Origin of the sequence: Knoellia altitudinis (assembly GCF_042666355.1) — a bacterium.
GTDB classification, from domain to species: Bacteria; Actinomycetota; Actinomycetes; order Actinomycetales; family Dermatophilaceae; genus Knoellia; species Knoellia altitudinis.
In genome coordinates this window covers 295,193-320,291 of the sequence record NZ_JBHTDK010000002.1, presented here as the reverse complement: position 1 = coordinate 320,291, position 25,099 = coordinate 295,193, and the positions used below count along the sequence as shown (strand labels likewise).

Annotated in this window: 25 protein-coding genes and 3 tRNA genes; 10 read left to right on the top strand and 18 right to left on the bottom strand. The window is 69.7% G+C overall.

Translation table 11 applies throughout. The features are described from left to right. The first annotated feature begins 12 nt into the window (after positions 1-12). The gene (locus ACFQW8_RS16260) at positions 13-495 is read left to right on the top strand and encodes a DUF6328 family protein (RefSeq protein ID WP_380089176.1); all 483 of its coding nucleotides are present in this window, start codon (positions 13-15) and stop codon (positions 493-495) included. On the opposite strand, the gene ACFQW8_RS16255 is transcribed toward ACFQW8_RS16260, so the two are convergent. From ACFQW8_RS16255 to ACFQW8_RS16235, 5 genes are read right to left on the bottom strand one after another with little or no spacing between them, the layout of a single operon-like run. Then, on the bottom strand, positions 482-1,408 hold the full coding sequence (locus ACFQW8_RS16255) for a S1C family serine protease (protein ID WP_380089174.1): 927 nt from the start codon (positions 1,406-1,408) through the stop codon (positions 482-484). The two genes, ACFQW8_RS16260 and ACFQW8_RS16255, sit on opposite strands and share 14 nt — an antisense overlap. Before the next feature lie 20 nt (positions 1,409-1,428). Continuing rightward, positions 1,429-2,376 carry a VWA domain-containing protein gene (locus tag ACFQW8_RS16250; protein WP_380089173.1) on the bottom strand — a complete coding sequence of 316 codons (948 nt, stop codon included), beginning with the start codon at positions 2,374-2,376 and terminating at the stop codon, positions 1,429-1,431. Further along, entirely contained in the window at positions 2,376-3,323 is a 948-nt protein-coding gene (locus ACFQW8_RS16245; RefSeq protein WP_380089171.1) for a DUF58 domain-containing protein, read from the bottom strand. The genes ACFQW8_RS16250 and ACFQW8_RS16245 overlap by 1 nt, the downstream gene beginning before the upstream one ends. Continuing rightward, positions 3,316-4,368 (bottom strand): AAA family ATPase, encoded by a 1,053-nt coding sequence (locus ACFQW8_RS16240; RefSeq protein ID WP_380089169.1) that lies wholly within the window; start codon positions 4,366-4,368, stop codon positions 3,316-3,318. The genes ACFQW8_RS16245 and ACFQW8_RS16240 overlap by 8 nt, the downstream gene beginning before the upstream one ends. Further along, on the bottom strand, positions 4,365-4,676 hold the full coding sequence (locus tag ACFQW8_RS16235) for a hypothetical protein (RefSeq protein WP_380089168.1): 312 nt from the start codon (positions 4,674-4,676) through the stop codon (positions 4,365-4,367). Before ACFQW8_RS16235 ends, ACFQW8_RS16240 begins: the two co-directional genes overlap by 4 nt. A gap of 157 nt (positions 4,677-4,833) precedes the next feature. Here ACFQW8_RS16235 and ACFQW8_RS16230 point away from each other — a divergent pair, with 157 nt between their 5' ends. Both ACFQW8_RS16230 and ACFQW8_RS16225 read left to right on the top strand, forming a co-directional pair. Next, positions 4,834-5,535, top strand: coding sequence for a response regulator transcription factor (locus tag ACFQW8_RS16230; protein WP_380089167.1), 702 nt, complete (start codon positions 4,834-4,836; stop codon positions 5,533-5,535). Further along, the gene (locus ACFQW8_RS16225; protein WP_380089165.1) at positions 5,532-6,758 is read left to right on the top strand and encodes a sensor histidine kinase; all 1,227 of its coding nucleotides are present in this window, start codon (positions 5,532-5,534) and stop codon (positions 6,756-6,758) included. The genes ACFQW8_RS16230 and ACFQW8_RS16225 overlap by 4 nt, the downstream gene beginning before the upstream one ends. Positions 6,759-6,780: 22 nt before the next feature. Here ACFQW8_RS16225 and ACFQW8_RS16220 read toward each other — a convergent pair whose 3' ends face one another. From ACFQW8_RS16220 to ngcE, 3 genes are all read right to left on the bottom strand, one after another. Beyond that, positions 6,781-7,677: a carbohydrate ABC transporter permease gene (locus ACFQW8_RS16220; RefSeq protein ID WP_380089163.1), complete on the bottom strand. Its 897-nt coding sequence runs from the start codon at positions 7,675-7,677 to the stop codon at positions 6,781-6,783. Continuing rightward, complete coding sequence (locus ACFQW8_RS16215; RefSeq protein WP_380089161.1) at positions 7,677-8,648, bottom strand: carbohydrate ABC transporter permease; 972 nt, start codon at positions 8,646-8,648, stop codon at positions 7,677-7,679. The genes ACFQW8_RS16220 and ACFQW8_RS16215 overlap by 1 nt, the downstream gene beginning before the upstream one ends. Before the next feature lie 125 nt (positions 8,649-8,773). Continuing rightward, on the bottom strand, positions 8,774-10,189 hold the full coding sequence (gene ngcE, locus ACFQW8_RS16210) for an N-acetylglucosamine/diacetylchitobiose ABC transporter substrate-binding protein (protein ID WP_380089159.1): 1,416 nt from the start codon (positions 10,187-10,189) through the stop codon (positions 8,774-8,776). 145 nt (positions 10,190-10,334) lie between these two features. Here ngcE and ACFQW8_RS16205 point away from each other — a divergent pair, with 145 nt between their 5' ends. The 5 genes from ACFQW8_RS16205 (at position 10,335) to ACFQW8_RS16185 (ending at position 15,498) form a co-directional block, all read left to right on the top strand. Continuing rightward, complete coding sequence (locus ACFQW8_RS16205; RefSeq protein WP_380089158.1) at positions 10,335-12,305, top strand: DUF5107 domain-containing protein; 1,971 nt, start codon at positions 10,335-10,337, stop codon at positions 12,303-12,305. A gap of 121 nt (positions 12,306-12,426) precedes the next feature. Further along, entirely contained in the window at positions 12,427-13,026 is a 600-nt protein-coding gene (locus tag ACFQW8_RS16200; RefSeq protein WP_380089156.1) for a hypothetical protein, read from the top strand. 80 nt (positions 13,027-13,106) lie between these two features. Beyond that, positions 13,107-13,568 (top strand): pyridoxamine 5'-phosphate oxidase family protein, encoded by a 462-nt coding sequence (locus tag ACFQW8_RS16195; protein ID WP_380089155.1) that lies wholly within the window; start codon positions 13,107-13,109, stop codon positions 13,566-13,568. A 3-nt stretch (positions 13,569-13,571) separates the two neighbouring features. Beyond that, positions 13,572-14,816: an acetyl-CoA hydrolase/transferase C-terminal domain-containing protein gene (locus tag ACFQW8_RS16190; RefSeq protein ID WP_380089154.1), complete on the top strand. Its 1,245-nt coding sequence runs from the start codon at positions 13,572-13,574 to the stop codon at positions 14,814-14,816. Between the two features lie 88 nt (positions 14,817-14,904). Next, positions 14,905-15,498: a CBS domain-containing protein gene (locus ACFQW8_RS16185; RefSeq protein WP_380089153.1), complete on the top strand. Its 594-nt coding sequence runs from the start codon at positions 14,905-14,907 to the stop codon at positions 15,496-15,498. Here the strand turns inward: ACFQW8_RS16185 and ACFQW8_RS16180 are convergent. From ACFQW8_RS16180 to ACFQW8_RS16150, 7 genes are all read right to left on the bottom strand, one after another. After that, positions 15,486-16,151, bottom strand: a complete 666-nt coding sequence (locus tag ACFQW8_RS16180; RefSeq protein ID WP_380089152.1) for a response regulator — start codon at positions 16,149-16,151, stop codon at positions 15,486-15,488. The genes ACFQW8_RS16185 and ACFQW8_RS16180 overlap by 13 nt on opposite strands. A gap of 57 nt (positions 16,152-16,208) precedes the next feature. Continuing rightward, the gene (locus ACFQW8_RS16175) at positions 16,209-17,900 is read right to left on the bottom strand and encodes a GAF domain-containing sensor histidine kinase (protein WP_380089150.1); all 1,692 of its coding nucleotides are present in this window, start codon (positions 17,898-17,900) and stop codon (positions 16,209-16,211) included. A 106-nt stretch (positions 17,901-18,006) separates the two neighbouring features. Then, positions 18,007-18,081, bottom strand: a tRNA-Val gene (locus tag ACFQW8_RS16170). Positions 18,082-18,098: 17 nt separating this feature from the next. Beyond that, positions 18,099-18,169, bottom strand: a tRNA-Cys gene (locus ACFQW8_RS16165). 23 nt (positions 18,170-18,192) lie between these two features. Further along, positions 18,193-18,265: transfer RNA gene (locus tag ACFQW8_RS16160), tRNA-Gly, on the bottom strand. 79 nt (positions 18,266-18,344) lie between these two features. Then, positions 18,345-19,523 (bottom strand): YihY/virulence factor BrkB family protein, encoded by a 1,179-nt coding sequence (locus ACFQW8_RS16155; protein ID WP_380089148.1) that lies wholly within the window; start codon positions 19,521-19,523, stop codon positions 18,345-18,347. A gap of 97 nt (positions 19,524-19,620) precedes the next feature. Beyond that, a complete protein-coding gene (locus ACFQW8_RS16150; RefSeq protein WP_380089147.1) occupies positions 19,621-20,520 on the bottom strand; it encodes a PPK2 family polyphosphate kinase in 900 nt (299 codons plus the stop codon). Between the two features lie 50 nt (positions 20,521-20,570). On the opposite strand from ACFQW8_RS16150, the gene ACFQW8_RS16145 reads away from it, so the two are divergent. Then, complete coding sequence (locus ACFQW8_RS16145; protein WP_380089146.1) at positions 20,571-21,254, top strand: dihydrofolate reductase family protein; 684 nt, start codon at positions 20,571-20,573, stop codon at positions 21,252-21,254. Here ACFQW8_RS16145 and ACFQW8_RS16140 read toward each other — a convergent pair. Next, complete coding sequence (locus tag ACFQW8_RS16140; RefSeq protein WP_380089144.1) at positions 21,219-21,941, bottom strand: DUF899 domain-containing protein; 723 nt, start codon at positions 21,939-21,941, stop codon at positions 21,219-21,221. The two genes, ACFQW8_RS16145 and ACFQW8_RS16140, sit on opposite strands and share 36 nt — an antisense overlap. Before the next feature lie 98 nt (positions 21,942-22,039). Between ACFQW8_RS16140 and ACFQW8_RS16135 the strand changes: the two genes are divergently transcribed. Continuing rightward, entirely contained in the window at positions 22,040-22,675 is a 636-nt protein-coding gene (locus tag ACFQW8_RS16135) for a TetR/AcrR family transcriptional regulator (RefSeq protein ID WP_380089142.1), read from the top strand. Here the strand turns inward: ACFQW8_RS16135 and ACFQW8_RS16130 are convergent. Both ACFQW8_RS16130 and ACFQW8_RS16125 read right to left on the bottom strand, forming a co-directional pair. Then, complete coding sequence (locus tag ACFQW8_RS16130; RefSeq protein WP_380089140.1) at positions 22,665-23,657, bottom strand: LLM class flavin-dependent oxidoreductase; 993 nt, start codon at positions 23,655-23,657, stop codon at positions 22,665-22,667. The two genes, ACFQW8_RS16135 and ACFQW8_RS16130, sit on opposite strands and share 11 nt — an antisense overlap. Next, positions 23,654-25,075, bottom strand: coding sequence for a dicarboxylate/amino acid:cation symporter (locus ACFQW8_RS16125; protein WP_380089138.1), 1,422 nt, complete (start codon positions 25,073-25,075; stop codon positions 23,654-23,656). Before ACFQW8_RS16125 ends, ACFQW8_RS16130 begins: the two co-directional genes overlap by 4 nt. Between the last annotated feature and the right edge of the window lie 24 nt (positions 25,076-25,099).

Genomic DNA, 25,099 nt, shown 5'->3' with positions numbered 1-25,099 from the left:
TACGGTCAGACGATGGAATCCGCACCCGCCGCCGACAGGGACGAGACCGACACCGAGCGCTTCGACCGCAACTGGGACGAGCTGCTGCAGGAGCTGCGGGTCACCCAGACGGGGGTCCAGCTCCTCGCCGGCTTCCTGCTGACGCTTCCCTTCCAGCAGCGCTTCGCGACGATCACCGAGGTCCAGCGCAACGCCTACCTCGCCGCGCTCGCGACCGCGGTCCTCGCCACAGCCCTCTTCGTCGCGCCGGTGAGTGCGCACCGGTTGATGTTCCGGCGGCACGCGAAGGCCGAGCTCGTGCGCTTCGCCGACATCGCTGCTCGCACCGGGCTCGTCGTCCTGGCCATCAGCATCACCGCGGCGACCTTCCTCATCTTCGACGTCGTCATGGGTCGAGGTGTCGCGCTCACCGCCGTCGCCGTCGCCGTGACGGTGTTCGCCGTCAACTGGTGGGTGCTCCCGCTGGTCGTGCGGCACCGCCTCACCCGTCGATGATCTCCTCGGCGACGTCGACGGCCCGGTCGATGGGCACGGCGAAGCCGATCCCGATCGACCCCGAGGCCCGTCCGCTGATGGTGGCGATCGCCGTGTTGACACCGACGACCTGGCCGTCGAGGTTGACGAGCGGGCCGCCGGAGTTGCCGGGGTTGACTGAGGCGTCGGTCTGGATGACGCGTTGGCTCGCGCCTCCCCCGAGTCGCGCCGACCGCTCCACCGTGCTCACGATGCCGGCCGTGACCGTGCCGTCGAGGCCCAGCGGGGACCCGACGGCGATGACCGGCTGACCGATCCGGAGGGCGGAGGACTGCCCGATCTGCGCCGGCTCGAGAGCCTGTGGGTCGGCGCGCAGGACGGCGATGTCGTCCTCCTCGCTGCTTCCGACGACGGTGGCCCTCACCGTGCGGCCGCTGGCGAGCTGGAGGGTCACCGACGACTCCCCCTCGATGACGTGGTGGTTCGTCATGACGTGGCCGCGGTCGTCGAGGACGAAGCCCGACCCGGTGGAGCGCCCGGCCCGGATCTGGACCACGCTCGGCAGGATCGTCTGCGCCGCGGCCTCCTCCGTGCCCGCGCCGGACGCGGGTGCGCGTCGCGTGGGAGGTTGGGCGACGATGCTCGGCCCGGACGTAGGGGCGTCGTCCGGGCCGAGCACGACGGCTGCGCCGGCACCCGCGAGTCCGCCTGACAGCGCTGATGCCAGGAGGAGCGCGGGGAGCCGGCTGCGTCGCCGCTCCCGACCGGGGGGCACCGTTGCACTCCCGGTCGAGTCCGGAGGGCCCGCCGGGGCGGGCCGGTCGGGAAGGGCACGGCGGAGGAAGTCCGGTCCCGCCGGCTGCCCGAGGCCGAGCCATCGTTGCGGGCTGGCCTGGCCACTGGTGGGGGTGTGGCCTGGAGGCATGAGCGACATGTCTTCTCCTGAGGGGGTGTTCACGGGAGGCGGGCGAACCACCGGAGCGACATGGCTCCGGCTGCCAGACCGAGGAGGAATCCGAGGGCTGAGAGGTAGGGCGTGATCTCGCGTGGCTCGGTGCGCCACCCGATGGACGAGCCGATGTCGTCATAGACCTCGGCGAGCTCGTCCCCGCTCTCGGCCGTGTAGGCCTGCCCGCCGGTGCCCTCGGCAAGCGTGGCGAGGGACTCGACGTCGACGGGGACCGGGATGACCTGCCCCTGGAGCTCGACCGTGCCGTCCTGGGTGCCGTAGGCGATCGTCGAGACCGGGACCGCGGCCTCGGTCGCAGCGGTCGCCGCCTCGTCCGGGCTGCGGCCCGAGGTGTTCGTGCCGTCGGACAACAGGACGATCCGCGCGGGCACGTCGACGTCTGCCTCCCCCTCGGCCATCGACGCCACCTGGTCGAGCGAGGTGAAGACCGCCTCTCCGATCGCCGTGCTGTTGGCCATGGGGAGGTTGTCCAGAGTCGCTGCCACGGAGTCGTGGTCGGTCGTCGGGGCAGCGAGCACGGACGTGGATCCGGCGAACGTGACGAGTCCGACGTTGAACGTCTCCGGGAGGTTCTCGATGAACGCCGCCGCGGCATTGCGGGCGGCCTCCATGCGGTTGGGCTCGACATCGGTCGCCTCCATCGAGCGCGACACGTCGATGGCCACGATGACGGTGGCGCGTTCATGGGGCACGCGGACGTCGATGACCGGCCGCGCCGCAGCCAGCCCGAGGGCCGTGAGGGCGAGAAGGAACGCGGCAGCCGGCGCATGGCGGCGCCAGCCGGGCTGCTGGGGCGCCACCTTGTCCAGCAGAGGGAGCGCAGCGAACCGGACGGCATACCTGCGTCTGCGTCGTTGCAGGACGACATAGGTGAATGCCAGCGCCGCCAGCGGGATGAGAAGGAGGAGCCACAGGGGTGAGAGGAGCTGCATCATCGAACCTTCCGGTCGACACGGCGCGTTCGACGCCGGGAGAGGATGTAGCGGGCCAGGTCGCGCACCCAGTCCGAGTCGGTGCGGACGACCACGTGACCGGCACCGCTCGCCCTGACGGCATCGGCGACGGCCGCTCGGTGCCGTGCCGCGAGCTCGGCATAGCGCTGCCTCAGCACCGGCGTCGTGTGCACCTCACGCGCTCGTCCGGACTCCGGGTCCCGCAGGACGACGAGCCCGAGGTCGGGCAGCTCCAGCTCGCGGGGGTCGAGCACCTCGACGACGATCACGTCGTGCCGCGCCGAGAGCCGACGCAGGGCCGGCTCCCAGGTGAACGGTCGCTCGGTGGCGCCGTCGGGGTCGACGAAGTCGCTGACGACGACTCGCAGTCCCGGTCGTCGGTGCCGCCGCTCGAGCGCGGTGATCGCCTCCCCCAGAGTCGTCGTGTCGACCCGGCGGTCGGCGCGAGGGGCACCGGTCACCGACCTGAGGGTGCGACGGGCGCTGACCCTGCCGGGGAGCGGTGCGTCCCACTGGAGGCCGGTCGGGGTGAGGTGCGCGACGCCGACCCGGTTGCCGGGGCCGTCGGTCAGCAGGCCGACGGACCCGGCGACCCATCCCGCCACGTCCCGCTTCTCGCTCAGGGCCGTGCCGAAGTCCATGCTCGGCGTCTCGTCGACGAGCACCCACGTGTCGAGCTCGTGCTCGGCGAGGGGACGCCAGACGTGCGGCTCGCCCGTGCGCGCGGTGACGTTCCAGTCCATCCGGCGCACGTCGTCCTCGCCCGCCCGGTAGCGGACGACCTCCTCCGGTTCCGATCCGGCGCCCAGCCGGGTGCCGGCGCGGTCACCCTGCAGCAGGCCGTTGAGACGACGTCGGACGACGAGGTCGAGCGCCTTGAAGGCCCGGTCCCCGGTGCGGGACGGGTCGCGCGCCGGGTCAGCCATGGCCGCCCTGTCCGGTCGGCGGTGCTGCACCGGCCACGACCGAGTCGTGCTGCGTCGGAGCCACCTCCGGGACCGGCACGGCCGCGAGGACCGCGCCCGCGACGGCTCGTGGGTCGACACCGTCGGCGACCGCCTCGAAGGACAGCACGATGCGGTGGGAGAGGACGTCGGGGGCGATGTCGGCGATGTCGCCCGGTAGGACGTAGTCGCGGCCGCGGAGCAGGGCGAGCGCCCGGCCCGCTGCGACGAGGCCCAGCGTGGCGCGGGGACTGACGCCGAAGTCGACGACACCGTCGAGGTGGCCCAGCCCGAACCGGTGCGGCTCACGGGTCGCGATGACGAGCCCGACGGCATACTGCGCGACCGCGTGGTGGACGAAGACCCTGTCGGCAGCTCGCTGCAGCTCCTGGACCTCCTCGAGCTCGAGGGTGAGGTGGGCCCGCGGCGGGTCCACGCTCATGCGCTGCAGGATCGTCAGCTCCTCCACGTCGGTGGGGTAGCCCACGTCGACCTTGAGGAGGAACCGGTCCCGTTGCGCCTCGGGGAGCTGGTAGACGCCCTCGGACTCGATCGGGTTCTGGGTCGCGAGCACGAGGAACGGGGAGGGCAGCCCGAACGTCCTGCCACCGATCGTCACCTGGCGCTCGGCCATGGCCTCGAGCAGGGCCGACTGCACCTTGGCGGGCGCGCGGTTGATCTCGTCCGCGAGGACGAGGTTGGCGAAGATCGGCCCGAGCTCGGTGTCGAACGCGTCGCTCGACGGACGCCAGACCCGCGTGCCGACGATGTCGCCAGGCATGAGGTCGGGGGTGAACTGGAGCCGGCTGAACGTCCCACCGATGGCCTCCGCAAGGGTCCGGACGGCAAGGGTCTTCGCCACACCGGGCACGCCCTCGAGGAGGACGTGCCCGCGGGCGATGAGGCCGACGAGCATCCGCTCGACCATGTGGTCCTGCCCGACGACGACCTTCTTCACCTCGAAGAGGGTGCGTTCGAGCGCTGCGCCACCGGACTGCGGCTGCGCCAACCGTTGCTCTTGCGTCACAGCGTGCCCGCGTCAGGAGTCTCGGGGGTGGCCGAAAGGCTTCCCGATCCGCTGCCGTCCTTCTCGGGGCAGTCCTCACGGTCGGCGACGCCGGTCGCACCGGGCCCGGCGGGCGACTCGACGAAGGTGCCGTACTGGATGCCCTCCGCATCCGCACCCCCTCCACCGACGGCGTATGCCGCCCCCGCACCTCCCAGCGCGAGCATGAGTGCCGCGGCGCCGGCGACGGCGAACCGCCTGGCGCGGGGAGCGGTGTCCTCGTCGGGTCCGGGCGTCGAGCTGAAGGTGTGGTCGTCGTGGTTGGTCATGATCGCTCCTCGGGATCCGGCTGGGTGGGCTGGCCCGCCGCCGTGGCGGGCCGTGGACCCAGACCATCAAGAGGGTGCGAAAACGAGGGGCAAGAGCGGAGAAAGGGCACCGAAAGGGCGTTGGGACGAGGCGTCCGGCCGCGGCTACGGTGAGCCCATGCGGGTGCTCATCATCGAGGACGAGGAAGGCCTGGCCAGTGCGTTGCGCATCGGCCTGGTCCGTGAGGGGTATGCCGTCGACCTCGCCACGTCGCGACGGGAGGCGGGCGAGAAGCTCGCCCTCACGGCATACGACATGGTCCTGCTCGACCTCACGCTGCCCGACGGCAATGGGTTCGAGATCGCCGAGGGGCTGCGCTCGGGTGCGCTGCCGACACCCTCCGGACGGGACGTCCGCATCCTCATGCTCACCGCTCGCAGCGGCCTGCCCGACCGGGTCAGGGGTCTGGATGTGGGAGCCGACGACTACCTGGTCAAGCCGTTCGCCCTACCGGAGCTGACGGCGAGGTTGCGGGCCCTGCTGCGACGCGACGTCCGCGGCTCCACGTCGGTCCTGCGGGTCGGGGACCTCACCCTCGACACCAGCCGCCAGATCGCCCATCGCGGGGTGCGCGAGCTGTCGCTCACGCTCAAGGAGTTCGGCGTCCTGCGCTACCTCATGAGCCGTCCCTGGCACGTCGTGTCGACCGAGGAGCTGCTCGAGCACGTGTGGGACGAGAACGCCGACCCGTTCACCCAGACCGTGCGCGTCACCGTGGGCACGTTGCGACGCAAGCTCTCCACCGGGGACGAGGTCCCGCTGCTCGAGACCGTCATCGGACGGGGCTACCGGCTGCGCGAGGGAGGCGACCCGACGTGAGAGCGCCCGCCTGGACGCGCACCATCCGCACCCGGCTCACCCTGACCTACTCGGGCCTGCTCTTCGGCATCACCTCGCTGCTTCTCGGAGCGGTCTACCTCGCCGTCTCACGTTCGATCGAGTCGAAGCCGCTCGACCCGGTGACGGTGAAGAAGTTCCAGAAGGGGGACGGCGGGATCGTGAGCTACCGCCCGGGAGAGGACTTCCAGGCCGCTGACATCCGCGACGTCCAGGAGTACGTCAACTACAACACCCTCGAGACCCTGCGGACGTACTCCTTCATCGCCCTGGCCGTGCTCTTCCTCATCAGCCTTGTCATCGGCTGGTGGGTCGCAGGTCGTGCGCTGCGACCGGTCGGTCGCATCACCACGACAGCGCAGGAGATCACCGCCTCGGACCTGTCCCGGCGCATCGCGGCGACGGGTCCCCATGACGAGCTGCGCACCCTCGCCGACACCGTGGACGACATGCTGGGGCGGCTTGAGAAGTCGTTCGGCGCCCAGCGCGCGCTCGTCGACGACGTCTCGCACGAGCTGCGCAACCCCATCGCCGTCGTCCAGGCCAACGTGGACGCCGTCCTCTCCCGTGAGGACGTGTCGGCGCGGGACCGTGCCCACGCAGCCCATCTCGTGTCACGAGCCACCTCCCGGATGGCCAGTCTCGTCGACGACCTCCTCGCCACGGCGCGCAGCCGGTCGGGAGCCTTCGTCGACCGCGAGGTGGACCTGTCCGAGCTCGCCGGTCAGGTCGTCGAGGAGCACCGACTGCTGGCCCAGGCCCGGGGTCTGCGGCTCGACCGGCGACTCGCGCCGGGTCCTCGCGTCATCGCCGACTCGGAAGCCTTGTCGCGAGCCCTCGACAACATCCTCGCCAACGCGGTGCGCCTCTCCCCCGGTGGCGAGGACATCACCATCGCCTCGGGTTCGATGCAGGGTTGGGCGTGGGTGGCTGTGCGCGACAGCGGTCCGGGCATCGCCCTCGACGACCGTGAGCGGGTCTTCCACCGGTTCGGACGAACCGGCCCAGCCAGTGACAACAGCGGTCACGGGCTGGGACTGGCGATCTCACGGCAGGTCGTCGAGTCCCACGAGGGCCGGATCGACCTCTTCAGCGAGGTCGGTGTGGGCAGCACGTTCGTCGTCTGGCTCCCGGACCGCGCGATCGTCCGTGACGGTGACCGGGCACGCACTCCCCCGGTCACCGACCCGCTCGGTCGCGTCTGACGACCAGCCGGAGGGTGATCCGCTACTTCATCGTGCCTTGCGACAGGGATCCCTGGAGCTGGCGCTGCGAGATGATGTAGACCGCCAGCACGGGGGCGATCGTGATGACCACGGCCGCGAAGAGCTGGCCGAAGTCCACGGCATACCCGGCCTGCGAGGCGAAGCGCGCCATCCCCTGCGAGAGGACGTAGTTGTCCTCGTTGGTGTTGAGGGCCACCGGCAGGAGGAACTGGTTCCAGAGGCCGAGGAAGTTGAAGATCGAGATGGCGACGATGCCGGGGCGGGCCATCGGCAGCATCACCTGGAAGAAGGTGCGCCACTCGCCCGCACCGTCCAGCTCTGCGGCCTCGGCGATCTCCTGCGGCAGCGCTCGGAAGAACGGGAACAGGAAGAACACCGTGAAGGGGAAGGCGAACGCGACATAGGTGGCGATGAGTCCCGGCAGGGTGTTGAGGAGTCCGGTGTTCTTGAGCACGAAGAACAGCGGCACGATCGCGAGGAAGACCGGGAAGGTCAGGCCGGCGAGGATGAGGTAGTAGACGATGCTGCTGCCGGGGAAGGGATACCTCGCGAGGGAGTATGCCGCCGCGGAGCCCAGGACCATGACGATGACCAGCGACGCGGTGACGACGATGACCGAGTTGAGCATGTACTGGCCGATGTTGGAGTCGGTCCAGGCATTGACGTAGTTGTCGAAGGACCAGTTCTCGGGCAGCGACAGCGGCGACTGGAAGATCTCGCTCGTCGTCTTCCACGACGACAGGAAGACCCAGACCAGCGGGAGCACGACGATGACGGTCCAGATCGACAGCACGATGTGGGACACCACGGAGACGGTGCGGTCCCCTCTGGACGCCTCACCCTCCGGGGTGTTGGGGGCCTTCGGTGCGGTGACCTTGGTGGGGGTCTCGGTGGACATCAGCGGTCCTTCCCACCGGTGAGGCGGTTGACGAGGAAGACGGTGGCGGCGAACAGCAGGGTCAGCACGGCAAGGACGACGCCCATGGCGCTGGCCAGACCGAACTGGCCCTTCTTGAAGGCGGTGTTGAACAGGTCCTGGGTGATCGTCAGGGTGGAGTTCTGCGGGCCGCCGCTCGCGTTGAGGGCCGCCATGTAGACGAACGCGTCGAGCGCGAGGATGCCGAGATAGATGTAGGCGGTCTGGATGGTCTCGCGCACCATCGGGAGGGTGACCATCATCGTCATCCGGATGCGTCCGGCCCCGTCGACCCGGGCCGCGTCATAGAGCTCCGCGGGGATGCCCTTGATGGCGGCGATGAAGAGCACCATGTAGAAGCCGACGAAGCCCCAGATGATGACGAACATCGTCACCGGCATGGCCGTGGAGACCTCACCGAGCCAGGCGAAGGACTCGAACTTGTCGAGCCCGAGTGTGGTCAGCACCCCGTTGACCAGACCCGCAGAGGGGTCGAACATCTGCGCCCACACGAGGCCGATGACGATGGCCGGGATCGTGTAGGGGAAGAACGAGACGATGCGGTAGAGCGAGGACCGGCTGAGACCTCGCACGGCGCCGGTGCCTGCCCCGCCGACCGTGACCATCGTGGCCAGGGCCAGGGCCAGCACGATGGTGGTGAAGGGGACGACCAGCGCGAGGAGCAGGTTGTTGCGGACGGCCTTGAGGAAGATGTCGTCCGTGAGCAGGTTCTGGTAGTTCGCGAGCCCGACGAAGTCGAAGGTGTCGGAGAACCCGCTCCAGTTGGTGAGCGAGTAGATGAACGCCTGGAGGAACGGCCACAGCACGAACACCGTGTAGAAGGCGAACGGGATACCGAGGGTCACGAGGAGGAAGCCCTTGCGGGCCAACGGCATACGCCGTCGTCGTGGCTTCCTCACGCTCGCCGTGCTGGGGGGAATGACTGTGGTCATGGGTGTCCTTGCTTCCATCGGCCGGACCGGCGTGTGCCGGTCGTGGCGGCGTCAACCCGCCCGAGACACGGGGTGGGCAAGATTGTGCCCGGCCCGGCACAGGTGTGCAGGGCCGGGCACAGGGGTCAGCTGACCTCGACCTTCTTGACCGACGAGTCCTTGGCGACCTTGTCGGTGATGGCCTGCAGCTGCTTCGTGAGAGCGGCCGCGTCGATCTGTCCGGAGAGGAAGGCATTCCACGGGACGAGCTGGTCCTGGTTCATGCCGTAGATGTCGACGAAGTTCCAGGTGAACACGTCGTCGCCGGCCTCCTTGAGCATCTTGCCCTGGGACTGGAGAGCCGTGGAGCCGAAGCCGTCCTCGGGGACGGTGTCCTTGACGATGGTCGCCGACAGCTTGGTCTTGGCGAAGTTCGTCGCCGCCTCCTTGGACAGCATGGTCCGCAGCAGCTCCTTGCCCCCGGCGGGGTTCTTGGACTTGCTCGGCACGATGAACGGCTCACCGGCCGCCGAGTGCAGAGCCGTGTAGGGCATCTTCGAGCCGGAGGTGAGCGTCATCTCCGGGGCGCCCGTCATCATGAAGCCCTCCTTGGTCTGGTCCTTGATCTCGTTCTCGATCCAGGATCCCGACGGGTAGAGCAGTGCTGCCTGGTCGTTGCTCCACTGGGCCTGGGCGGCAGTGAACTGGGTGCCACCGCCACCGGGCTTCATGTAGCCGTTCTTGACGATCGTCTCCATCGCCTTGATGACGCCCTGCATGGCCGGGTGCGACCAGCAGTCGGGCTTGAGGTTCTCGAACGACAGGCGGACCTCGTCGCCACCCTCCTTCATCGCGGAGGCGAGCGCGAGCGTCTGGTAGTAGGTGGCGGCCTCCTTGCCCCACAGCATGAGGAACTTGCCCTTGGCCTTGGCCTTGGCACCGAGGTCGATGGCCTCGTCCCACGTCTTGGGCGCGGTCCAGCCGTTGGCCTCGAAGAGTGAGGCGGAGTACCAGATCGCGTAGACGGTCTGGACGTAGTTGATGGCCACGAGCTTGTCGCCGATCGTGCCGGGAGACTCGACGCCCGGGTAGAGCGTGTCCTGGATCGTCGTGCCCTCGAGGTTCTTGGCGGCGAAGACGTCCTTGAGGTCCTCGAGCTGGTCGGCGATCGTGCTGAGGCCGATCGCGTTCGCACCGGAGTTGTCGATGAGGTCCGGCGGGTTGCCGCCGACGAAGCGCGGCTGGAGCTCCTGCGCGATCTGGGTCGAGGGCTTGACCGTGAACGTGCTGCCGGCCTGGTTCTTCTGCGCCAGGTTGGCCGCGAAGGTGACGTAGTCGAAGCCGTACCCGCCGTTGAAGATGACGGCCTCGACGGTGGCCTTGTCAGCCATGCCGAAGGGGTTGGTGTCGCTCTTGCTCCCACCCGCAGCGCTGGGGGCGTCGTCGGACTCGCCGCCACCGGTGGCACAGCCAGCCAAGGACAGAGCAGGAAGCGCGAGGCCTCCCGCGAACGCCAGGCGCACGATCGTGCGCCGATCCACTTGCTTGCCTCGAGGGTTCATCCACTCCTACTTCCGGTACGGGGCGGAAACACCACCCGTCGTTGGGCACCACGGCCATCTGTGGCAATGGCCATATCGTGCTCGGCGTGATTGATTGTGTCAAGGATGTTGACCCAATCACTCACAATCGAGCACTGTTTGTGACATGACCGAACAACGACCCGCCGCCGCACGCCTCCGGTCCATGCTCGTGACTGGGACCTCGGCCGGACCGACGAGTCCGATGGCGGCGATCACACCCGTGCGTGGTGCGACCACCATACGAGTCAGCGACGCCGCGGACGCGGAAATGGTGGAGCGGATCCACCGTGGACCGCTGGCCTCGCCCCTGCCCTACGGCGTGCTGAGCGACTACGACCGGGCCGACGAGACCCTCGAGCTGCCCGCCATCGAGCTCGACAACGGCGTGTTGCGGGCCGTCGTGCTTCCCTCGCTCGGCGGCCGGGTCTGGTCCCTCGCGTCCCTCCATGACGGGAAGGAGGACCGGCCCCTGGTCCACCAGAACTCGCGCCTGCGTTGGGCCAACTTCGGCCTGACCAACGCGTGGTTCGCGGGTGGCATCGAGTGGAACCTCGGGTCGACCGGCCACACCACCCTGTCGAACCAGCCGATGCACGCCGCCGTCCTTGACACGGCGCTGGGACCGGTCGTGCGCCTCTGGGAGTGGGAGCGGACCCGCGACCTCGTCCTCCAGGTCGACCTGTGGCTCAGCGGCGCGCGACTGATGGCATCCACGCGGGTGCACAACCCCGATCCCGAACCCAAGCCTCTGTACTACTGGACCAACATCGCGGTTCCCGAGACGCCGGGCACGCGGGTGCTCGTGCCGGCCAGCACGGCGTGGCGCACCGACTACGCCGGAGTCCTCGAGCGCGTGCCCGTCCCCTTTCCGGATGCACCGGACGCATCGGACGCACCGGATGCGGTCGACGTGAGCGTCGCCCGGGCCAGCAGGTATGCCGCCGACTACTTCTACGAGGTCGGCGACCAGGAGGGTCGGATGGTCGCGGCCGTCGAGCCGGACGGCCGAGGCATCGGCCAGACGTCCACCGCCGCCCTGCGTGGCCGCAAGCTGTTCCTCTGGGGACACGGCCCGGGCGGGCGCCGTTGGCAGGAGTGGCTCGGCTCCGCCGGGTCCCGCTACCTCGAGATCCAGGCCGGGGTGTGCCCGACCCAGCTGGAGCACGACCTCCTCGACGGCGACGACAGCAGCTGGACCGAGGCGTTCCTCCCCCTCGACCTCGACCCGGCCGTGGCCGCGGGCGACTACCCGACGGCCGCCGCGGCCGCGCGTGACGCCGTCCACCGTGCGGCGCCACCGGAGTGGCTGAGCCGACAGCACGATGTCTGGCTCCGGGACGTGGCGGACGCGGCGCCCGCCGAGCTGGTCCACACCGGCTCAGGGTGGGGTCGGGCAGAGCTGGCCCTGCGCCACGCAGCTGGTCCTGAGGGCACGCCCTTCCCGGAGGTCGCCGACGAGAGCCTGCCCCTGCGCCGACTCGTCGAGGACGACGACGCCGGCGCCCTCGTCGACATCTCGGCGGACCACCCGACCCTGCCGGTGGTCTCGGACCGGTGGGTCACACGCCTGGAGGCCGCGCGTGCCCGACGAGGCGGCTGGTGGGTCGAGTACGCACTCGGCACCGCGCGGCACGTGCGCGGCGATCTCGAAGGTGCGCACACGGCATACGAGCAGAGCTGTGAGCTGCAACCCACGGCAGTGGCGCTCCGAGGGCTGGCCCTGCTGTCCGACGACCCCTCCCGTCGCGTCGAGCTGTATCGCCAGGCACTGGCCCTCGCGCCCGACGACCGCCGCCTGGCCGTCGAGCTTCTCGAGGCGCTGCGAGGCGCCGGCCGCCACGACGAGGTCGTCGCGGCCGTGCAGGACCTGCCGGACGTTGTGCGCAGCCACGGACGTACCCGAATGCTGCTGGCGCAGGCCCTGGCCGCCTTGGGCGAGGATCGTGCTGCCCTCGACCTCCTCGAGGATCTCGAGGTGCCCGACCTGGCAGAGGGTGACCAGACGCTCTCCGAGTTGTGGGAGAGGCTGCGTCCCGGCGAGCCCGTGCCCGCCCACCTCGACTTCCGGATGTCCCTGCCTCCCGCGCTCGGCTGACCCCTCGAGCTCGGCGAGGCCCACCCGGATGACGGGTCTTTGGTCCCTGTTCGCATCGCCGTGCGCGAGGGACCGTGGAGTCACCAGCACAACCCCGCTGGCTCACTCAGGGAGATACTCAATGAGCACCACCACCCGAACTCGCAACGATGCCAGCGGCGTCCAGTCCACCCACGTCGCGGCAACCGAACCCGACCACTACCCCACGATCGTCCGCAGGTCCGCGGCCGTCGCCCGCCTGGCCCTCGGCTGGGTCTTCCTCTGGGCCTTCCTCGACAAGCTCCTCGCCCTCGGGTTCTCCACCGGTCGTGACGCGGAGACCAACGTGGTCGACACCTTCGGGCCGGCTGCCTGGGTCAACGAGGGCTCACCGACGCTGGGCTTCCTCAAGCTCGGCACCAAGGGTCCGCTCGCGGAGTTCTACCAGGGATTCGCCGGCGCCTCTTGGGCCAACTGGTTGTTCATGATCGGTCTCGCCAGCATCGGTGCCGCCCTCATGCTCGGAGTCGCCATGCGCATCGCCGCAGGCTCGGGCGTCCTCATGCTCGTCATGATGTGGAGCGCGGTCCTGCCCCCGGACAACAACCCGTTCATGGACGACCACCTCGTCTACGCGATCGTGCTCGTCCTGCTCGCCGGTCTCGGTGCCGGACGCACCTTCGGTCTCGGCAGCCAGTGGGAGCGCCTGCCCTTCGTGCAGCGCCACCCCATCCTCAAGTAGGAGCGCCCACTTCGCCCGGTGCCCTCACAGGGCACCGGGCACCATCCAGCCGTAGAAGGTCAAGGCGAAGGACGAGCAACATGAATTCCAGTCAGCCCCAGGTGAGCTCAGCACCTCTAGGGACCCGGACGGCTCGCATCCTGGCACCGAATGCGTCCTGGGACCTCCTCCGTCGCGCCTGCGTCGGACGCCTGGCCGTGGTGCATGACGACGCGCCGGACATCTTCCCGGTGAACTACGTCGTCGACCACGGCACGATCGTCCTCCGGACCGGCGGGGGCACCAAGCACGAGGCCGCGCGCAACCACGTCGTGGCCTTCGAGGTCGATGGTGAGGACAACGACGACACCGAGTCCTGGAGCGTCGTCGTCCGTGGTCGTGCCACCGAGATCCATGCCGTGGACGAGACCATCGCGGTCATGGACCTGCCCCTCATCTCGTGGGCGCCGGGGGCACAACCCCACTTCCTGCGAATCACGCCCGACGCGATCACCGGTCGCCAGTTCGTGCGCGCACCCGCTGCCCAGCGCCCGGGTGGGTGACGGGTGAACCCCTCGACGACGCGTTCGGTCGCGGGCGCGCTGAGGAAGCTCTCGCGCAGCTGCGACCGGCCGCTGCGCGTCGTGGCCAGCGGCAACGCGGCCGCACCGTGGGACCTGCTCGAGCTGTTGGACACCACTGTGGAGCGATACGAGCTGTTCATGCTCAACGCACCACGCGGCATACCGACCAGGGCAGGAGTCACCCATGTGACTCCCTTCGTCGGCCCGGGGATGCGCACGCCCGCGGTGTCGTACCTGCCCGCGCGCCTCTCCCACGTGCCGACGCTGCTGGCCGCGAGGTTCGTGCCGGATGTCGTGCTCCTGACCGTCTCCGAGCCGATCGGAGGACGGTGGTCTCTCGGGGCCGAGGTCAACATCCTTCCAGCGGCGATCTCGGTATGCCGGGACGCCGGCGGCCTCGTGTTGGCCCAGTCCCGTTCCGACATGCCGTTCACCTTCGGCGACGGTGAGCTCGACGCCCACGACCTCGACGCGATCCTCGTCGCGCCTCCCGGCCCACCCCGCACCGCCGCGGCCCACAACGCGGCGAGCAGCGACGGCATTGACCTCATCGGTGGGCTCGTCGCGGCGCGGGTCGGCTCCGGTGCAACCCTCCAGCTGGGCATCGGTGCCATCCCCGACGCCGTCGTGCCGCACCTGCGCGACCGTCGCCGGCTCGGGGTGTGGAGCGAGATGGTGTCCGACGGGATCATGGAGCTTTACGACGCCGGCGCCCTCGACCAGGAGCGCGACGTGGTCGCCTCCTTCGCCGTGGGTGGGCCCCGCCTGATGACCTGGTTGCACGCCAACCCACGCGTGCGCATGCTGCGCACCGAGACCGTCAACGACCCGGGTCGCATCGCCTCCCAGCCCGCCATGACGAGCATCAACACGGCGCTGTCCGTCGACCTCTTCGACCAGGCCAACGGGACCCACATCGGCTCACGCGTCCACTCCGGCTTCGGCGGGCACTGCGACTTCGTCGTGGGCGCGATGGACTCGCCCGGCGGTCAGGCGCTCATGGCGCTGCGCTCGTGGCATCCCCGGGCCGACGTGTCCACCATCGTCGGCCTCCTCGAGGGACCGGTCACGTCGTTCCAGCACACCGCCGTCATCACCGAGCACGGCACCGCTGAGATCATGGGCTGGGACGCCAAGGGCCAGGCCCGGCATCTCATCGAACAGGCCGCCCACCCGTCGGTTCGGGCCGACCTGTGGGAGGACGCCAAGGAGCTGGGCCTCGCCTGATGGCCAGCTCGATCCCCCTCTGCGACAGTGGCTTCGTCCGCTGTGCTGGGCAGCAGGACAACGGTTGGGCAAGAAGAGGAGCAACACCATGCTGGTTGCCGACATCATGACCACGCCGGCGCGGAGCATCCGTCCTGAGGCGACGCTTGCGCAGGCGATCGCCCTGCTCGGAGGTGCCGGTCTCAGCGCCCTCCCGGTGGTCGACAGGGACGACCGGGTCGTGGGCATCATCTCCGAGGGCGACGTCCTGCGGCAGACCCTTCCCCAGGACCCTCGGGCACATCTGCGCCTCACGCCCGCTGCCTCGAGAGAGGAACCGCTCGTCGGTGAGCTGATGACGGCGGACGCGAGTTGCGCCACGGCACGTGAGGACGCCTCCGAGGTCGCGCTCACCCTGTCCCGTCGTGGATGGAAGAGCATGCCGGTGACCGACGAGGAGGGCAGGCTCCTGGGCATGGTCAGCCGCAGCGACTTCCTGCGAGCCCTGGCCCTCACCGACGAAGTCCTCGTCGATGCCGTGCACGATGCCTTCACGCAGGCGGGCCACCCGGAGTGGCATGCCGACGTGCACGGTGGCCACGTCACGGTGAGCCCGCCGGGCGACGGGATGGATACGGCGGCCAAGGCCATCGCCGCCACCGTGGCCGGAGTCCGCAGCGTGCGGGTGGGTCAGGACGGCTGAGAGTCCCGCAGGGTCGGGCGGCTGCCCTGCGGCCCGTGGCTGGCGACGTAGACCGCGGCCTGGGTCCTGCTCTCCATGCCCATCTTGGCGAGCACCGAGGTCACGTAGTTCTTGACGGTCTTCTCGGCCAGTGACATCACCCGTCCGATCTGTCGGTTCGTCAGCCCTTCGGCGATGTGTTCCAGGATCCTGCGCTCCTGAGGCGAGAGCGGCGCCAGTCGCGGGTCCTGCGCGTCTCGGCCCCACCCGGCACGAATGCGGGTAACGACGCCCTCATCGAGCAGGCTCCGGCCCGCGGCGACCTGCCGGATCGACTCGACCAGGTCGACTCCCCGCACGTCCTTGAGCAGATAGCCCGCAGCGCCCGCCAGCACGGCCGCCCGCAGCGCGTCGTCGTCGTCGTAGGACGTGAGGATCAGACCGCCGATGGACGGATCCACGGACCGGACGTCACGGCATACGTCGATTCCCGAACCATCCGGGAGCCGGGCGTCCAGGACCATGACGTCGGGCCGCAGGGCCGGGATCCGCCTCGTGGCCTCGAGCGCGCTCGCGGACTCGCCGACGACTTCGACGTCGCTCTCGACCTCGAGCAGCTCGCGCAGCCCGCGTCGCACGACCTCGTGGTCGTCCAACAGGTAGACCCGGACCATGGTCATCACTTCCTCACGTCGAGGCCACGTCGCCCGGTCGGGACGACACGATGGTTCTCAGGACGGCACGTCCTCGTCGAGCGGGACGCTCCACACCAGCCGGGTCCCTGACGGCTCTCGGGCCTCCAACGACAGGGTGCCGCCCCGATGTTCTGCCCGCCTCGCCAGGTTGTCCAGGCCGGAGGACCTGCTCGGGAGCGGGCCGATCCCGTGCCCGTCGTCGACGACGGTAACGACGACCCCGCCGTCGACCTCCACGGAGACGTCGACGACCGTGGCGCCGGCGTGCCTGGCCACGTTGCTCAGACCTTCACGCAGCACCGCGAGCACGTCCGCCTCCAGCTGCTCCGGCAGGGCGTCCGTGCGACCCGACAGGCGTAGATCCGGAGGAAAGCCGAGGGTGATCGAGGCGTCGCGGCACACGGCGGTGATCTCGGCGGCCAGGTCTCGGGCGCCCGGTGGCCGTTGGAGGGCGAAGATCGCGTGGCGGATGTCCTTGATCGCGGCATCGAGCTCGTCGACCGCTCTCTCGACACGAGGGCGCACGGTCTCGCCGCTCATCCGGGCGGCCGACTGCAGGGACATCCCGGTGGCGAACAGTCGCTGGATCACGTGGTCATGCATATCGCGCGCGATCCGGTCGCGGTCCTCGAAGAGCTCCGCGCGAGACCTCTCGGTCTGGGCCGTCGCAGCCACGAGGGACAGGGTCAGTCGCTGGGCGAAGCCGGTCAGCTCCTCGAGATGACTCAGACGCTCCTCCTCCGCCCAGTCGACGACGATGAGGCCCAGCGGCGCCTCCCGGAGCATGAGGGGAATGGTCGACCTCGTGCCGGTGGCGCTCGTGGCGTCGGCCTGGACGGTGCGCGCCTCGGCCAGCATGGCCGCCCGGAGGCCGAGGTCACTCACGGAGGTGCCCGGGGCGGGCTGCGAGGCGGTCGAGGCGACGACGACGAGGTCGGTGCCGCGGGTGAGAGCCAGGAAGCAGGACGACGCCTCGGTGAGCTCGGCCACCCGAGCGACGACCTCGCTGAGGACCACTCCGTGTGGTTCGCCCGCCAGCAGGCCCTGAGTGGCACGACCCGCCACCTCACCCCAGAGCTGCTGGCCCCTGGTGCGGTCGTACAACCGGGCGTTCTCGATGGCGACGCCGGCCGCTGCGGCCAGGGCCACGAGGATCGCCTCGTCGTCCTTGCTGAACTCGGTGGCCTGGCGCTTGTCGGTGAGATAGAGGTTGCCGAAGACCTCGTCACGGATGCGAACCGGCGCACCGAGGAAGCTCGTCATCGGAGGGTGGTTCGGCGGGAAGCCGAAGGACCGGGGATGCTCGCCGATGTCAGTGACCCGCTGTGGCTGGGGGCTGGAGATGATCAGCCCGAGGAGTCCGTGTCCGCGAGGGAGCGTTCCGATGGCGACGCGTTGATCTTCGGTCAGGCCGTGCGTGACGAACTCGATGAGCTCCTCTCCCCCGGGGCCCAGCACGCCCAGAGCGCCGTAGGTCGCGTCCACGAGCTCGCAGGCAGAGACCACGATGCGATGGAGCACGTCGGCCAGGTCGAGGTTCGAGCTGACCGCCACCACCGCGTCGAGCAGCGACGCCATGCGCTCCTGTGACTCACGTGCGCTGCCGGCCCGGGCCCGCAGCTCGTCGAGGAGGTCGTCGAGCTGGAGTGCGGACAGGGACCAGAGCGAGGACGGCGAGGAGCTCGTGGGGTCCTGCGGGCTCTGGCCTTGCACGCTCTCGTCGGCCATGGCCACAGGGTATGCCCATGCCCGGAAGTGGCCGCCGACGAAGCGGCGACGTGGCCCACACATGAAGAACCGCGGCTCAGGAGGCGAGTCCTGAACCGCGGTTGCTTGGTGGGCGATACTGGGATCGAACCAGTGACCTCTTCCGTGTCAGGGAAGCGCGCTACCGCTGCGCCAATCGCCCGTGAGGGGTACTACTTGAGGTGGAGACGGGATTTGAACCCGTGTAAACGGCTTTGCAGGCCGCTGCCTCGCCTCTCGGCCACTCCACCATTGAGGGGTGGCTAACCCTCCGAGCGGATGACCGGGTTCGAACCGGCGACCTCAACCTTGGCAAGGTTGCGCTCTACCAACTGAGCTACATCCGCGAAACGCTTCCGAACTTTCGTTCGTGGCGTGCGGAGAGACATTAACTGATGCCGGACGTGAACTCCAAACCCACCAGTTTCACCGGCCCGATCCGACTCGGATCCGCGGGATCACCAGGGTTTCGTCGTCGTTGATCGGGGTCAGCGGACGTCGGGCAGCGTCGCGGATGCCGTTCAGGTCGAGGTCGTCGTCAGTGCCCTTGTCAGCACCCTGGTCGGCGCCTTCCTCGGCGTCCTCGACGTTCCGACGCTCATCGCCGCCGAGCGCACCACCGGGCTCGCGACCCTCCCCTGGGCCCGCAGCCCGTTCCGCGGCCGCCGCCCCTCTCCCGGGCAGGACCAGGGCGGCCAGCCGCTCCCGCAGCCCACGATCGTCCCCGGCCGGCCAGAGGTTGCGGATGGCAGCGTTGAGGGCGGCGCCGATGAGGACGGCGATCGCCAGCATGTAGAGCCAGATGAGCAGGACGATCGGCGCGCTGAGCGGTCCATAGATCGAGGCACCACCGAGCGAGGCCGCGATCGTGCCCCGCACCGCGAACGACGCCACGACCCAGATCAGGAGGGTGAGCACCGCGCCGGGGATGTCGCGGGTCCATGGGCTCCGCAGCGGGGTGGACACGTGGTACAGGCTCGTGAACGTGGCGATGACGAGCAGCGAGACGACCGGCCAGTAGAGGAAGGTGAGGAAGTCCCAGGCGTCCGGCAGGAACTCTCCGAGAAGCGTCGGGCCGATGAGCACGAGCGGGATGGTGACGACGCCGACGAGCAGGGCCACGACGTAGAGCGAGAAGCTCAGCGCCCGGGTGGGCACGATGCCGCGCACCCCGGACTGGCCGTACATGATCGAGACGGTGTCGACGAGCACGTTGAGCGCTCGCGACCCGGACCACAGCGACAGCACGAAGCCGACCGAGATGAGGTCGAAGCGCCCGTCCTGGAAGACGTCGTCGACGGTCGGGGACAACGTCCTGGAGATGATGTCCTCGGTGAGGAAGCGGCCGGCATACTCCGCGATCGCCAGCCGCACCTGCTGGACCGTGTCCTGCCCGAGCCAGCGCCCCACGTAGCCGACCCCACCGAAGAGCCCCAGGACGAGCGGCGGCAGGGACAGCAGCGCGAAGAAGCCCGCCTCGGAGGCCAGCCCCGTCACGCGGTAGCGCAGGCAGATGCGGATCGTCTCGACGGTGAGGCGGGCGAGCGTCTCCAGCGCAGGGAACCGCGCCAGCCACCCCCTGAGGCGTCGCTTCGCACCATTCACGCGTTCACGCTATCTGGCGCACCGGCGGGCGAACGCCCGGGACACGTTCTCGCGCGACACGAGCGGGTCACGAACGCCTCGCCGGTCCGGGGGTGACCTAAGGTGTCTCGGCGAGGCGCTTCTGCTCCGCTGCGACGTCGAAGTCGGCCTCGGGCCACTGCGGGTCGAGCGCCGTGAGGTGCTCGAGGACGAGGTTGGTCACGGCGAGCCGTGCGTACCACTTGCGGTCGGCCGGCACGACGAACCAGGGCGCGTCGTCGATCGAGCACTTCTCGATCGCTGCCTGGTAGGCCTCCTGGTAGGCGGCCCAGTGCGCACGCTCGTCGAGGTCGCCGGGGTTGAACTTCCAGTGCTTGTCCGGTCGCTCCAGCCGCTCGGCAAGCCGTGCCTTCTGCTCGTCGCTGGAGATGTGGAGCATGACCTTGATGACGGTCGTGCCGGACGCGACGACCTTCTTCTCGAAGGTGTTGATCTGGGCGTAGCGCCGCGACCACTGCGAGGGCGGGACGAGGTCGTGCACACGGACGATGAGGACGTCCTCGTACTGGGACCGGTCGAAGACGCCGATCTGGCCCGCCTCGGGCAGTGCGTTGCGGATGCGCCAGAGGAACGGGTGCCTGCGCTCCTCCGCCGAGGGTGCCTTGAACGAGGTGATGTGGACACCCTGCGGGTCGAAGGCACCGACGACGTGCCGCATGATGCCGCCCTTGCCGGAGGTGTCCATGCCTTGGATGATCAACAGGACAGACCGCTTCCCGCCGGCCTTGGACTCGGCATAGAGCCTCTCCTGCAGCTCGGCGAGCTGGTCACCGAGTCCTGCGAGGGCCTCCTCACCAGCCACCTTGTCGCCGTCGAACCCCGGGGTCGAGCGGGGATCGAGACCCACCAGCTCGAACCCCTCACCGACGCGCAGCGCCTCCGTGAACGACGGCGGCGTGACCGCCGCGACCTTGGCGTCCTTGTGGGCCTTCTTGTCCTTCGAGCTCTTCTTCGCCATTCCCGCATCCTGTCACCCAGGGCGCGTCGAAGGGGTGCCAGACTTCCGCTGTGCGCCTCCTCCTCGACAGCCGCTCCAGCGCGTCCACCCCCGACCCGCTCGCCGCCGGTGACCTGGCGACGCTGTATGCGTGGCCCGCGGACGGCGGTGTCCGAGCGAACTTCGTGAGCACCCTCGACGGGTCCGCCGTCGGCGGGGACGGCCGTAGCGGGTCGATCAACACCGAGGCCGACGGACGCGTCTTCCACCTCCAGCGAGAGCTGGCCGACTGTGTGCTCGTCGGCGCGGGAACCGCTCGTGCAGAGGGCTACCGGCGAGGAGCCACGCCCATCGTCGTGGTCAGCGGGAGCGGTCGCCTGCCGGAGTCGCTGGCCGCCGGCGACGGTGCCGTCATCCTCGTCACGTGTCGGTCCTCAGGGCGGACGGAGGACGAAGAGGTCTGGGTCGAGGGAGACGACGTCGTCGACCTTCCGGCCGTCGTGGCCAGGTTGCGATCGACAGGTATGCCGCGTGTCCTCACCGAGGGCGGCCCCCACCTCTTCCACAGCCTCCTCGAAGCCGGGGTCGTCGACGAGCTCGCACTCACGATCGCCCCCCGGATCGTGGGCGGAGACCACCAGGGCGTCGTCAGCGGTGTGCCGCTCGGCGGAGCCTCAGGACTGGACACCGAGATCGTCCACCTCCTCGAGGAGGACGGCTCACTGCTGGGGCTGTGGCGCGTCCGCCGCCTCTGAGGCGCCCTTCTCCCCGTACCACCGGGCGACGTCCTCCGAGTCGATCCACCTGCTGTATGCCGCGGACTGCGGCCACCCCTCCGGCGAGTCCTGCCACTCCTCCTGGCGACCGTAGGGCAGCAGGTCGATGAGGGGGAAGCTGTGGCTGAGCTGTTCGGTGCCGCGGCCATCGGTGTGCCACGTGCGGTGGACCGTGTCCCCGTCCCGCAGGAACACGTTCACCGCGAAGCCGCCACCAGGAGGGGCGCCCATGTCGGCACCGAAGGGGCTGTTGGCGGTCGAGTACCACGTCATGCGGTTGCCGACTTTGGTGCGGTAGGCCAACGCCTCCTCGATCGGGCCCTGCGTGACCACGACGAACCGGGCGTCCCAGTTCTGGAGGAACTCGAGTCGGGTGAACTGGGAGGTGAAGCCCGTGCAGCCACCGCACTGCCACTGCGCGCCGGGGTTCCACATGTGGTGGTAGGTGATGAGCTGCGACGCGCCGTCGAAGACGTCCGCGAGCCGCACCGGACCGTCCTCACCCTCGAGCGTGTACTCCGGCAGCTTCACCATCGGCAGCCGGCGGCGCTGTGCCGCGATGGCGTCGAGCTCTCGGGTGGCGGCCTTCTCCCGGGCCCGCAGCTGCGCGAGCTCGTCCTGCCAGGTGGCGTGGTCGACCACCGGCGGTAGGGCGGTGCGTGTCATGGGCACTCCTTCGAACCGGGCCGTGTCGCGGATGCGTACGACGCGTGTGACTGAGTAATGTCTACACCGTATACATCAGTCACGCGAAGGAGCAAGAGGTGCCACCGAGAGACCGTGAGCGCTACCACCACGGCGACCTGCGGCGCGCACTCCTCGAGGCCGGGCTCGACCTCACTCGCACCGGCGGCCCGGCGGCCCTGAGCCTGCGAGAAGTCACCCGAAGAGTGGGGGTGACCCCGAACGCCGCCTATCGGCACTTCGCGGACCGGAAGTCTCTGGTCCAAGGAGTGGCCGAGGCCATCCAGCACCGCATGGTCGCGCGGATGCGGGCCGCGAGGCGCGCCTCCCCCGCCACGAGCGCGGCGGAGGCGGCGAGGGTGCAGCTGCGGGCTGTGGGACTGGGCTACATCCACTTCGCCCTCGCCGAACCGGGATGGTTCTCCGTCGCCTTCTTCGGGGAGCCCGAGCTGCGGCTGGCCGACCTCTCCGCGCCCGCCTCGCCCCCGGCGCCCTTCCTCCTGCTGGTCGACGCCCTCGACGCCATGGAGGCTGCGGGATGCCTGACGCCCGAGCGCCGTGCCGGAGCGGAGTGGCCGTGCTTCGCGGCGGTCCACGGGTTCGCTGTCCTGGCCCTGGACGGCCCGCTCCAGCACCAGCCCAGGGCCGCCGTGGACCGTTGGGCAGCCCGCACGGTCGACGACATCATCACCGGCCTGCAGCAGGTCAGGAGCTGAGGAGCTCCAGGGCTCGGAGGCGGTTGTCGAGACCCGGAGCCGCGTTGTTGACCATGAGCTCGTCCGCCCGGGCCAGCTCGGCGAAACGGTCGAGGTAGTCGCGCACGGTCGTGATGTCGCCGACGGCCGTGTAGGTCATCATGTGCCGCGCCTGCCCCGCCACCGGTGACTCCATCAACGCGTCGACGGTCGCATCGTCCAGCTGGCCGGCATACGCCGGGACGCGGGAGGCCAGCGAACGCACCCGGGAGCGCAGGACCGAGGCGGCCATCGACTCGGCCTCCCCCTGCTCGTCGGCCACGACGACGTTGAGCGCCGCGATGACGTGGGGCTCGGCGAGCTGCTCCGAGGCCCGGAACTCGCGGCGATAGACCTCGACCGCCTGCTGCAACGCGTCCGGCGCGAAGTGGCTGGCGAAGGCATACGGCAGACCGAACCGCGCCGCGAGCTGCGCACCGAAGAGCGAGCTGCCGAGGATGTAGAGCGGCACCCTGGTCCCGCGCCCGGGGATCGCGTTGATCGTCGGCACGAGCGACTCGTCGGACAGGTAGCCCTGGAGCTCGAGGACGTCGTCCGGGAAGTGGTCCGAGGCCCGGGGGTCCACCCGAAGCGCCCGGCTGGTCACCTGGTCCGTGCCAGGCGCCCGGCCCAGTCCGAGGTCGATGCGGTCGGGGTGCAGCTCCGCGAGCGTGCCGAACTGCTCGGCGATGACGAGTGGCGAGTGGTTGGGCAGCATGACGCCACCCGAACCGACGCGGATGCGCTCGGTCCGGGCAGCGACGTGCGCGAGCAGGACCGCGGTCGCAGCGGATGCGATCGAGGGCATGTTGTGGTGCTCGGCGAACCACAAGCGCTCGAACGTGCCGAGCGAGTCCGCCTTCTGCGCCAAGGTCACGCTGGTCTCGAGAGCCTCACCGACGGACTGGTCATGGCCCACCGTGGCGAGGTCGAGCAGCGAGAGCCGCGGTCCTGCCGTGGTCATGCGGGGACCGCGACGCGGGTGTCGTCCGTGGTCGGCGCGGGAGCCACCTCGTCCTCGTCGAGCTCGAGCCGTGCATCGGCGCCGCCGAAGGTGTTGCTGTCATAGACCGACTGGTCGAGCAGGCCGTTGCGCTTGGCCACGATCGTCGGCACGAGCGCCTGGCCAGCCACGTTGGTGGCGGTGCGGATCATGTCGATGATCGGGTCGATGGCGAGGAGCAGCCCCACGCCCTCGAGCGGGAGCCCGAGCGTGGACAGGGTGAGGGTGAGCATGACGACAGCTCCGGTGAGACCGGCGGTGGCGGCCGAACCGACGATCGACACGAAGGCGATGAGCAGGTAGTCGGTGAAGGCCAGGTCCACCCCGAAGAGCTGCGCCACCGTGATCGCTGCCAGGGCCGGGTAGATCGCAGCGCAGCCGTCCATCTTGGTCGTCGCGCCGATCGGCACCGCGAAGGAGGCGTAGTCCCTCGAGACGCCGAGGTTGTGCGTCACGACGCGCTGGGTCAGCGGCAGGGTGCCGATCGAGCTGCGCGACACGAACGCGAACTGGATCGCCGGCCAGGCCCCCGCAAAGAACTTGACCGGGCTCAAACCGTTGGCACGAGCCACGATCGGATAGATCACGAGGAGCACGATCGCGCAGCCGAGGTAGACGTCGGCAGTGAACAGGGCGAGTGGTCCGAGCAGGTCCCAGCCGTAGTTCGCGACGGCCGAGCCGATGAGGGCGGCGGTGCCGAGCGGCGACAGCCTGATGACCCACCAGACGAGCCTGCTGAAGACCTCGAGGGCGCTGCGGGTGAGGTTGACGAACGGCTCGGCCTTGGCGCCGACGGACAGGGCCGCCGCTCCGATGGCGATGCCGAGCACGACGAGCTGGAGGATGTTGAAGTCAGGGCTCGAGGTGAGCGCCCCACCCTCCTCCGTGGAGGTCGAGACCTCGAGACCGAGGAAGTTGCCCGGCACGATCGAGGTGAGGAAGTCGAGCCAGCTGCCCGTGCTGCTGGGCGCCTCCCCGGCGCTGGTGTCGAGGTTCGCGTTGGCGCCGGGATTCGTCACCAGGCCGAGAGTGATGCCCACGACGACCGACGCGGCGGCGGTGATCGCGAACCACACGAGGGTCTCCCCCGCGAGGCGCGCGGCGTTCGTCACCTGCCGAAGGTTGGCGATCGAGACGATGATCGCGGTGAGGACCAGCGGGACGACGATGACCCGGAGCAGCTGGACGAAGATGCCGCCGACGGTCTTGAGAGTCTCGGCGAGCCAGGCCTGGTCGAACTGGCGCGCGACGAAACCGATCAGGACTCCCACGGCGAGGCCGATGAAGACCTGCGCCCAGAAGGGCACGCGGCCCCTGGTGTGCCGGGGTGTGCGGGTCGCCGGCGCGGGCGCGGCGGCGTCAGGGGTGGTGCTGGACATGACGGGACTCCTGAGGAAGGGGGC

What these genes read in the sequence shown, in the direction of transcription:
- ACFQW8_RS16260 (WP_380089176.1), top strand. Translation starts at nt 13, where the DNA reads ATGGAATCCGCACCCGCCGCCGACAGGGACGAGACCGACACCGAGCGC.
- ACFQW8_RS16255 (WP_380089174.1), bottom strand. Translation starts at nt 1,408, where the DNA reads ATGTCGCTCATGCCTCCAGGCCACACCCCCACCAGTGGCCAGGCCAGC.
- ACFQW8_RS16250 (WP_380089173.1), bottom strand. Translation starts at nt 2,376, where the DNA reads ATGCAGCTCCTCTCACCCCTGTGGCTCCTCCTTCTCATCCCGCTGGCG.
- ACFQW8_RS16245 (WP_380089171.1), bottom strand. Translation starts at nt 3,323, where the DNA reads ATGGCTGACCCGGCGCGCGACCCGTCCCGCACCGGGGACCGGGCCTTC.
- ACFQW8_RS16235 (WP_380089168.1), bottom strand. Translation starts at nt 4,676, where the DNA reads ATGACCAACCACGACGACCACACCTTCAGCTCGACGCCCGGACCCGAC.
- ACFQW8_RS16230 (WP_380089167.1), top strand. Translation starts at nt 4,834, where the DNA reads ATGCGGGTGCTCATCATCGAGGACGAGGAAGGCCTGGCCAGTGCGTTG.
- ACFQW8_RS16220 (WP_380089163.1), bottom strand. Translation starts at nt 7,677, where the DNA reads ATGTCCACCGAGACCCCCACCAAGGTCACCGCACCGAAGGCCCCCAAC.
- ACFQW8_RS16215 (WP_380089161.1), bottom strand. Translation starts at nt 8,648, where the DNA reads ATGACCACAGTCATTCCCCCCAGCACGGCGAGCGTGAGGAAGCCACGA.
- ngcE (WP_380089159.1), bottom strand. Translation starts at nt 10,189, where the DNA reads ATGAACCCTCGAGGCAAGCAAGTGGATCGGCGCACGATCGTGCGCCTG.
- ACFQW8_RS16205 (WP_380089158.1), top strand. Translation starts at nt 10,335, where the DNA reads ATGACCGAACAACGACCCGCCGCCGCACGCCTCCGGTCCATGCTCGTG.
- ACFQW8_RS16200 (WP_380089156.1), top strand. Translation starts at nt 12,427, where the DNA reads ATGAGCACCACCACCCGAACTCGCAACGATGCCAGCGGCGTCCAGTCC.
- ACFQW8_RS16195 (WP_380089155.1), top strand. Translation starts at nt 13,107, where the DNA reads ATGAATTCCAGTCAGCCCCAGGTGAGCTCAGCACCTCTAGGGACCCGG.
- ACFQW8_RS16185 (WP_380089153.1), top strand. Translation starts at nt 14,905, where the DNA reads ATGCTGGTTGCCGACATCATGACCACGCCGGCGCGGAGCATCCGTCCT.
- ACFQW8_RS16180 (WP_380089152.1), bottom strand. Translation starts at nt 16,151, where the DNA reads ATGGTCCGGGTCTACCTGTTGGACGACCACGAGGTCGTGCGACGCGGG.
- ACFQW8_RS16175 (WP_380089150.1), bottom strand. Translation starts at nt 17,900, where the DNA reads ATGGCCGACGAGAGCGTGCAAGGCCAGAGCCCGCAGGACCCCACGAGC.
- ACFQW8_RS16150 (WP_380089147.1), bottom strand. Translation starts at nt 20,520, where the DNA reads ATGGCGAAGAAGAGCTCGAAGGACAAGAAGGCCCACAAGGACGCCAAG.
- ACFQW8_RS16140 (WP_380089144.1), bottom strand. Translation starts at nt 21,941, where the DNA reads ATGACACGCACCGCCCTACCGCCGGTGGTCGACCACGCCACCTGGCAG.
- ACFQW8_RS16130 (WP_380089140.1), bottom strand. Translation starts at nt 23,657, where the DNA reads ATGACCACGGCAGGACCGCGGCTCTCGCTGCTCGACCTCGCCACGGTG.
- ACFQW8_RS16125 (WP_380089138.1), bottom strand. Translation starts at nt 25,075, where the DNA reads ATGTCCAGCACCACCCCTGACGCCGCCGCGCCCGCGCCGGCGACCCGC.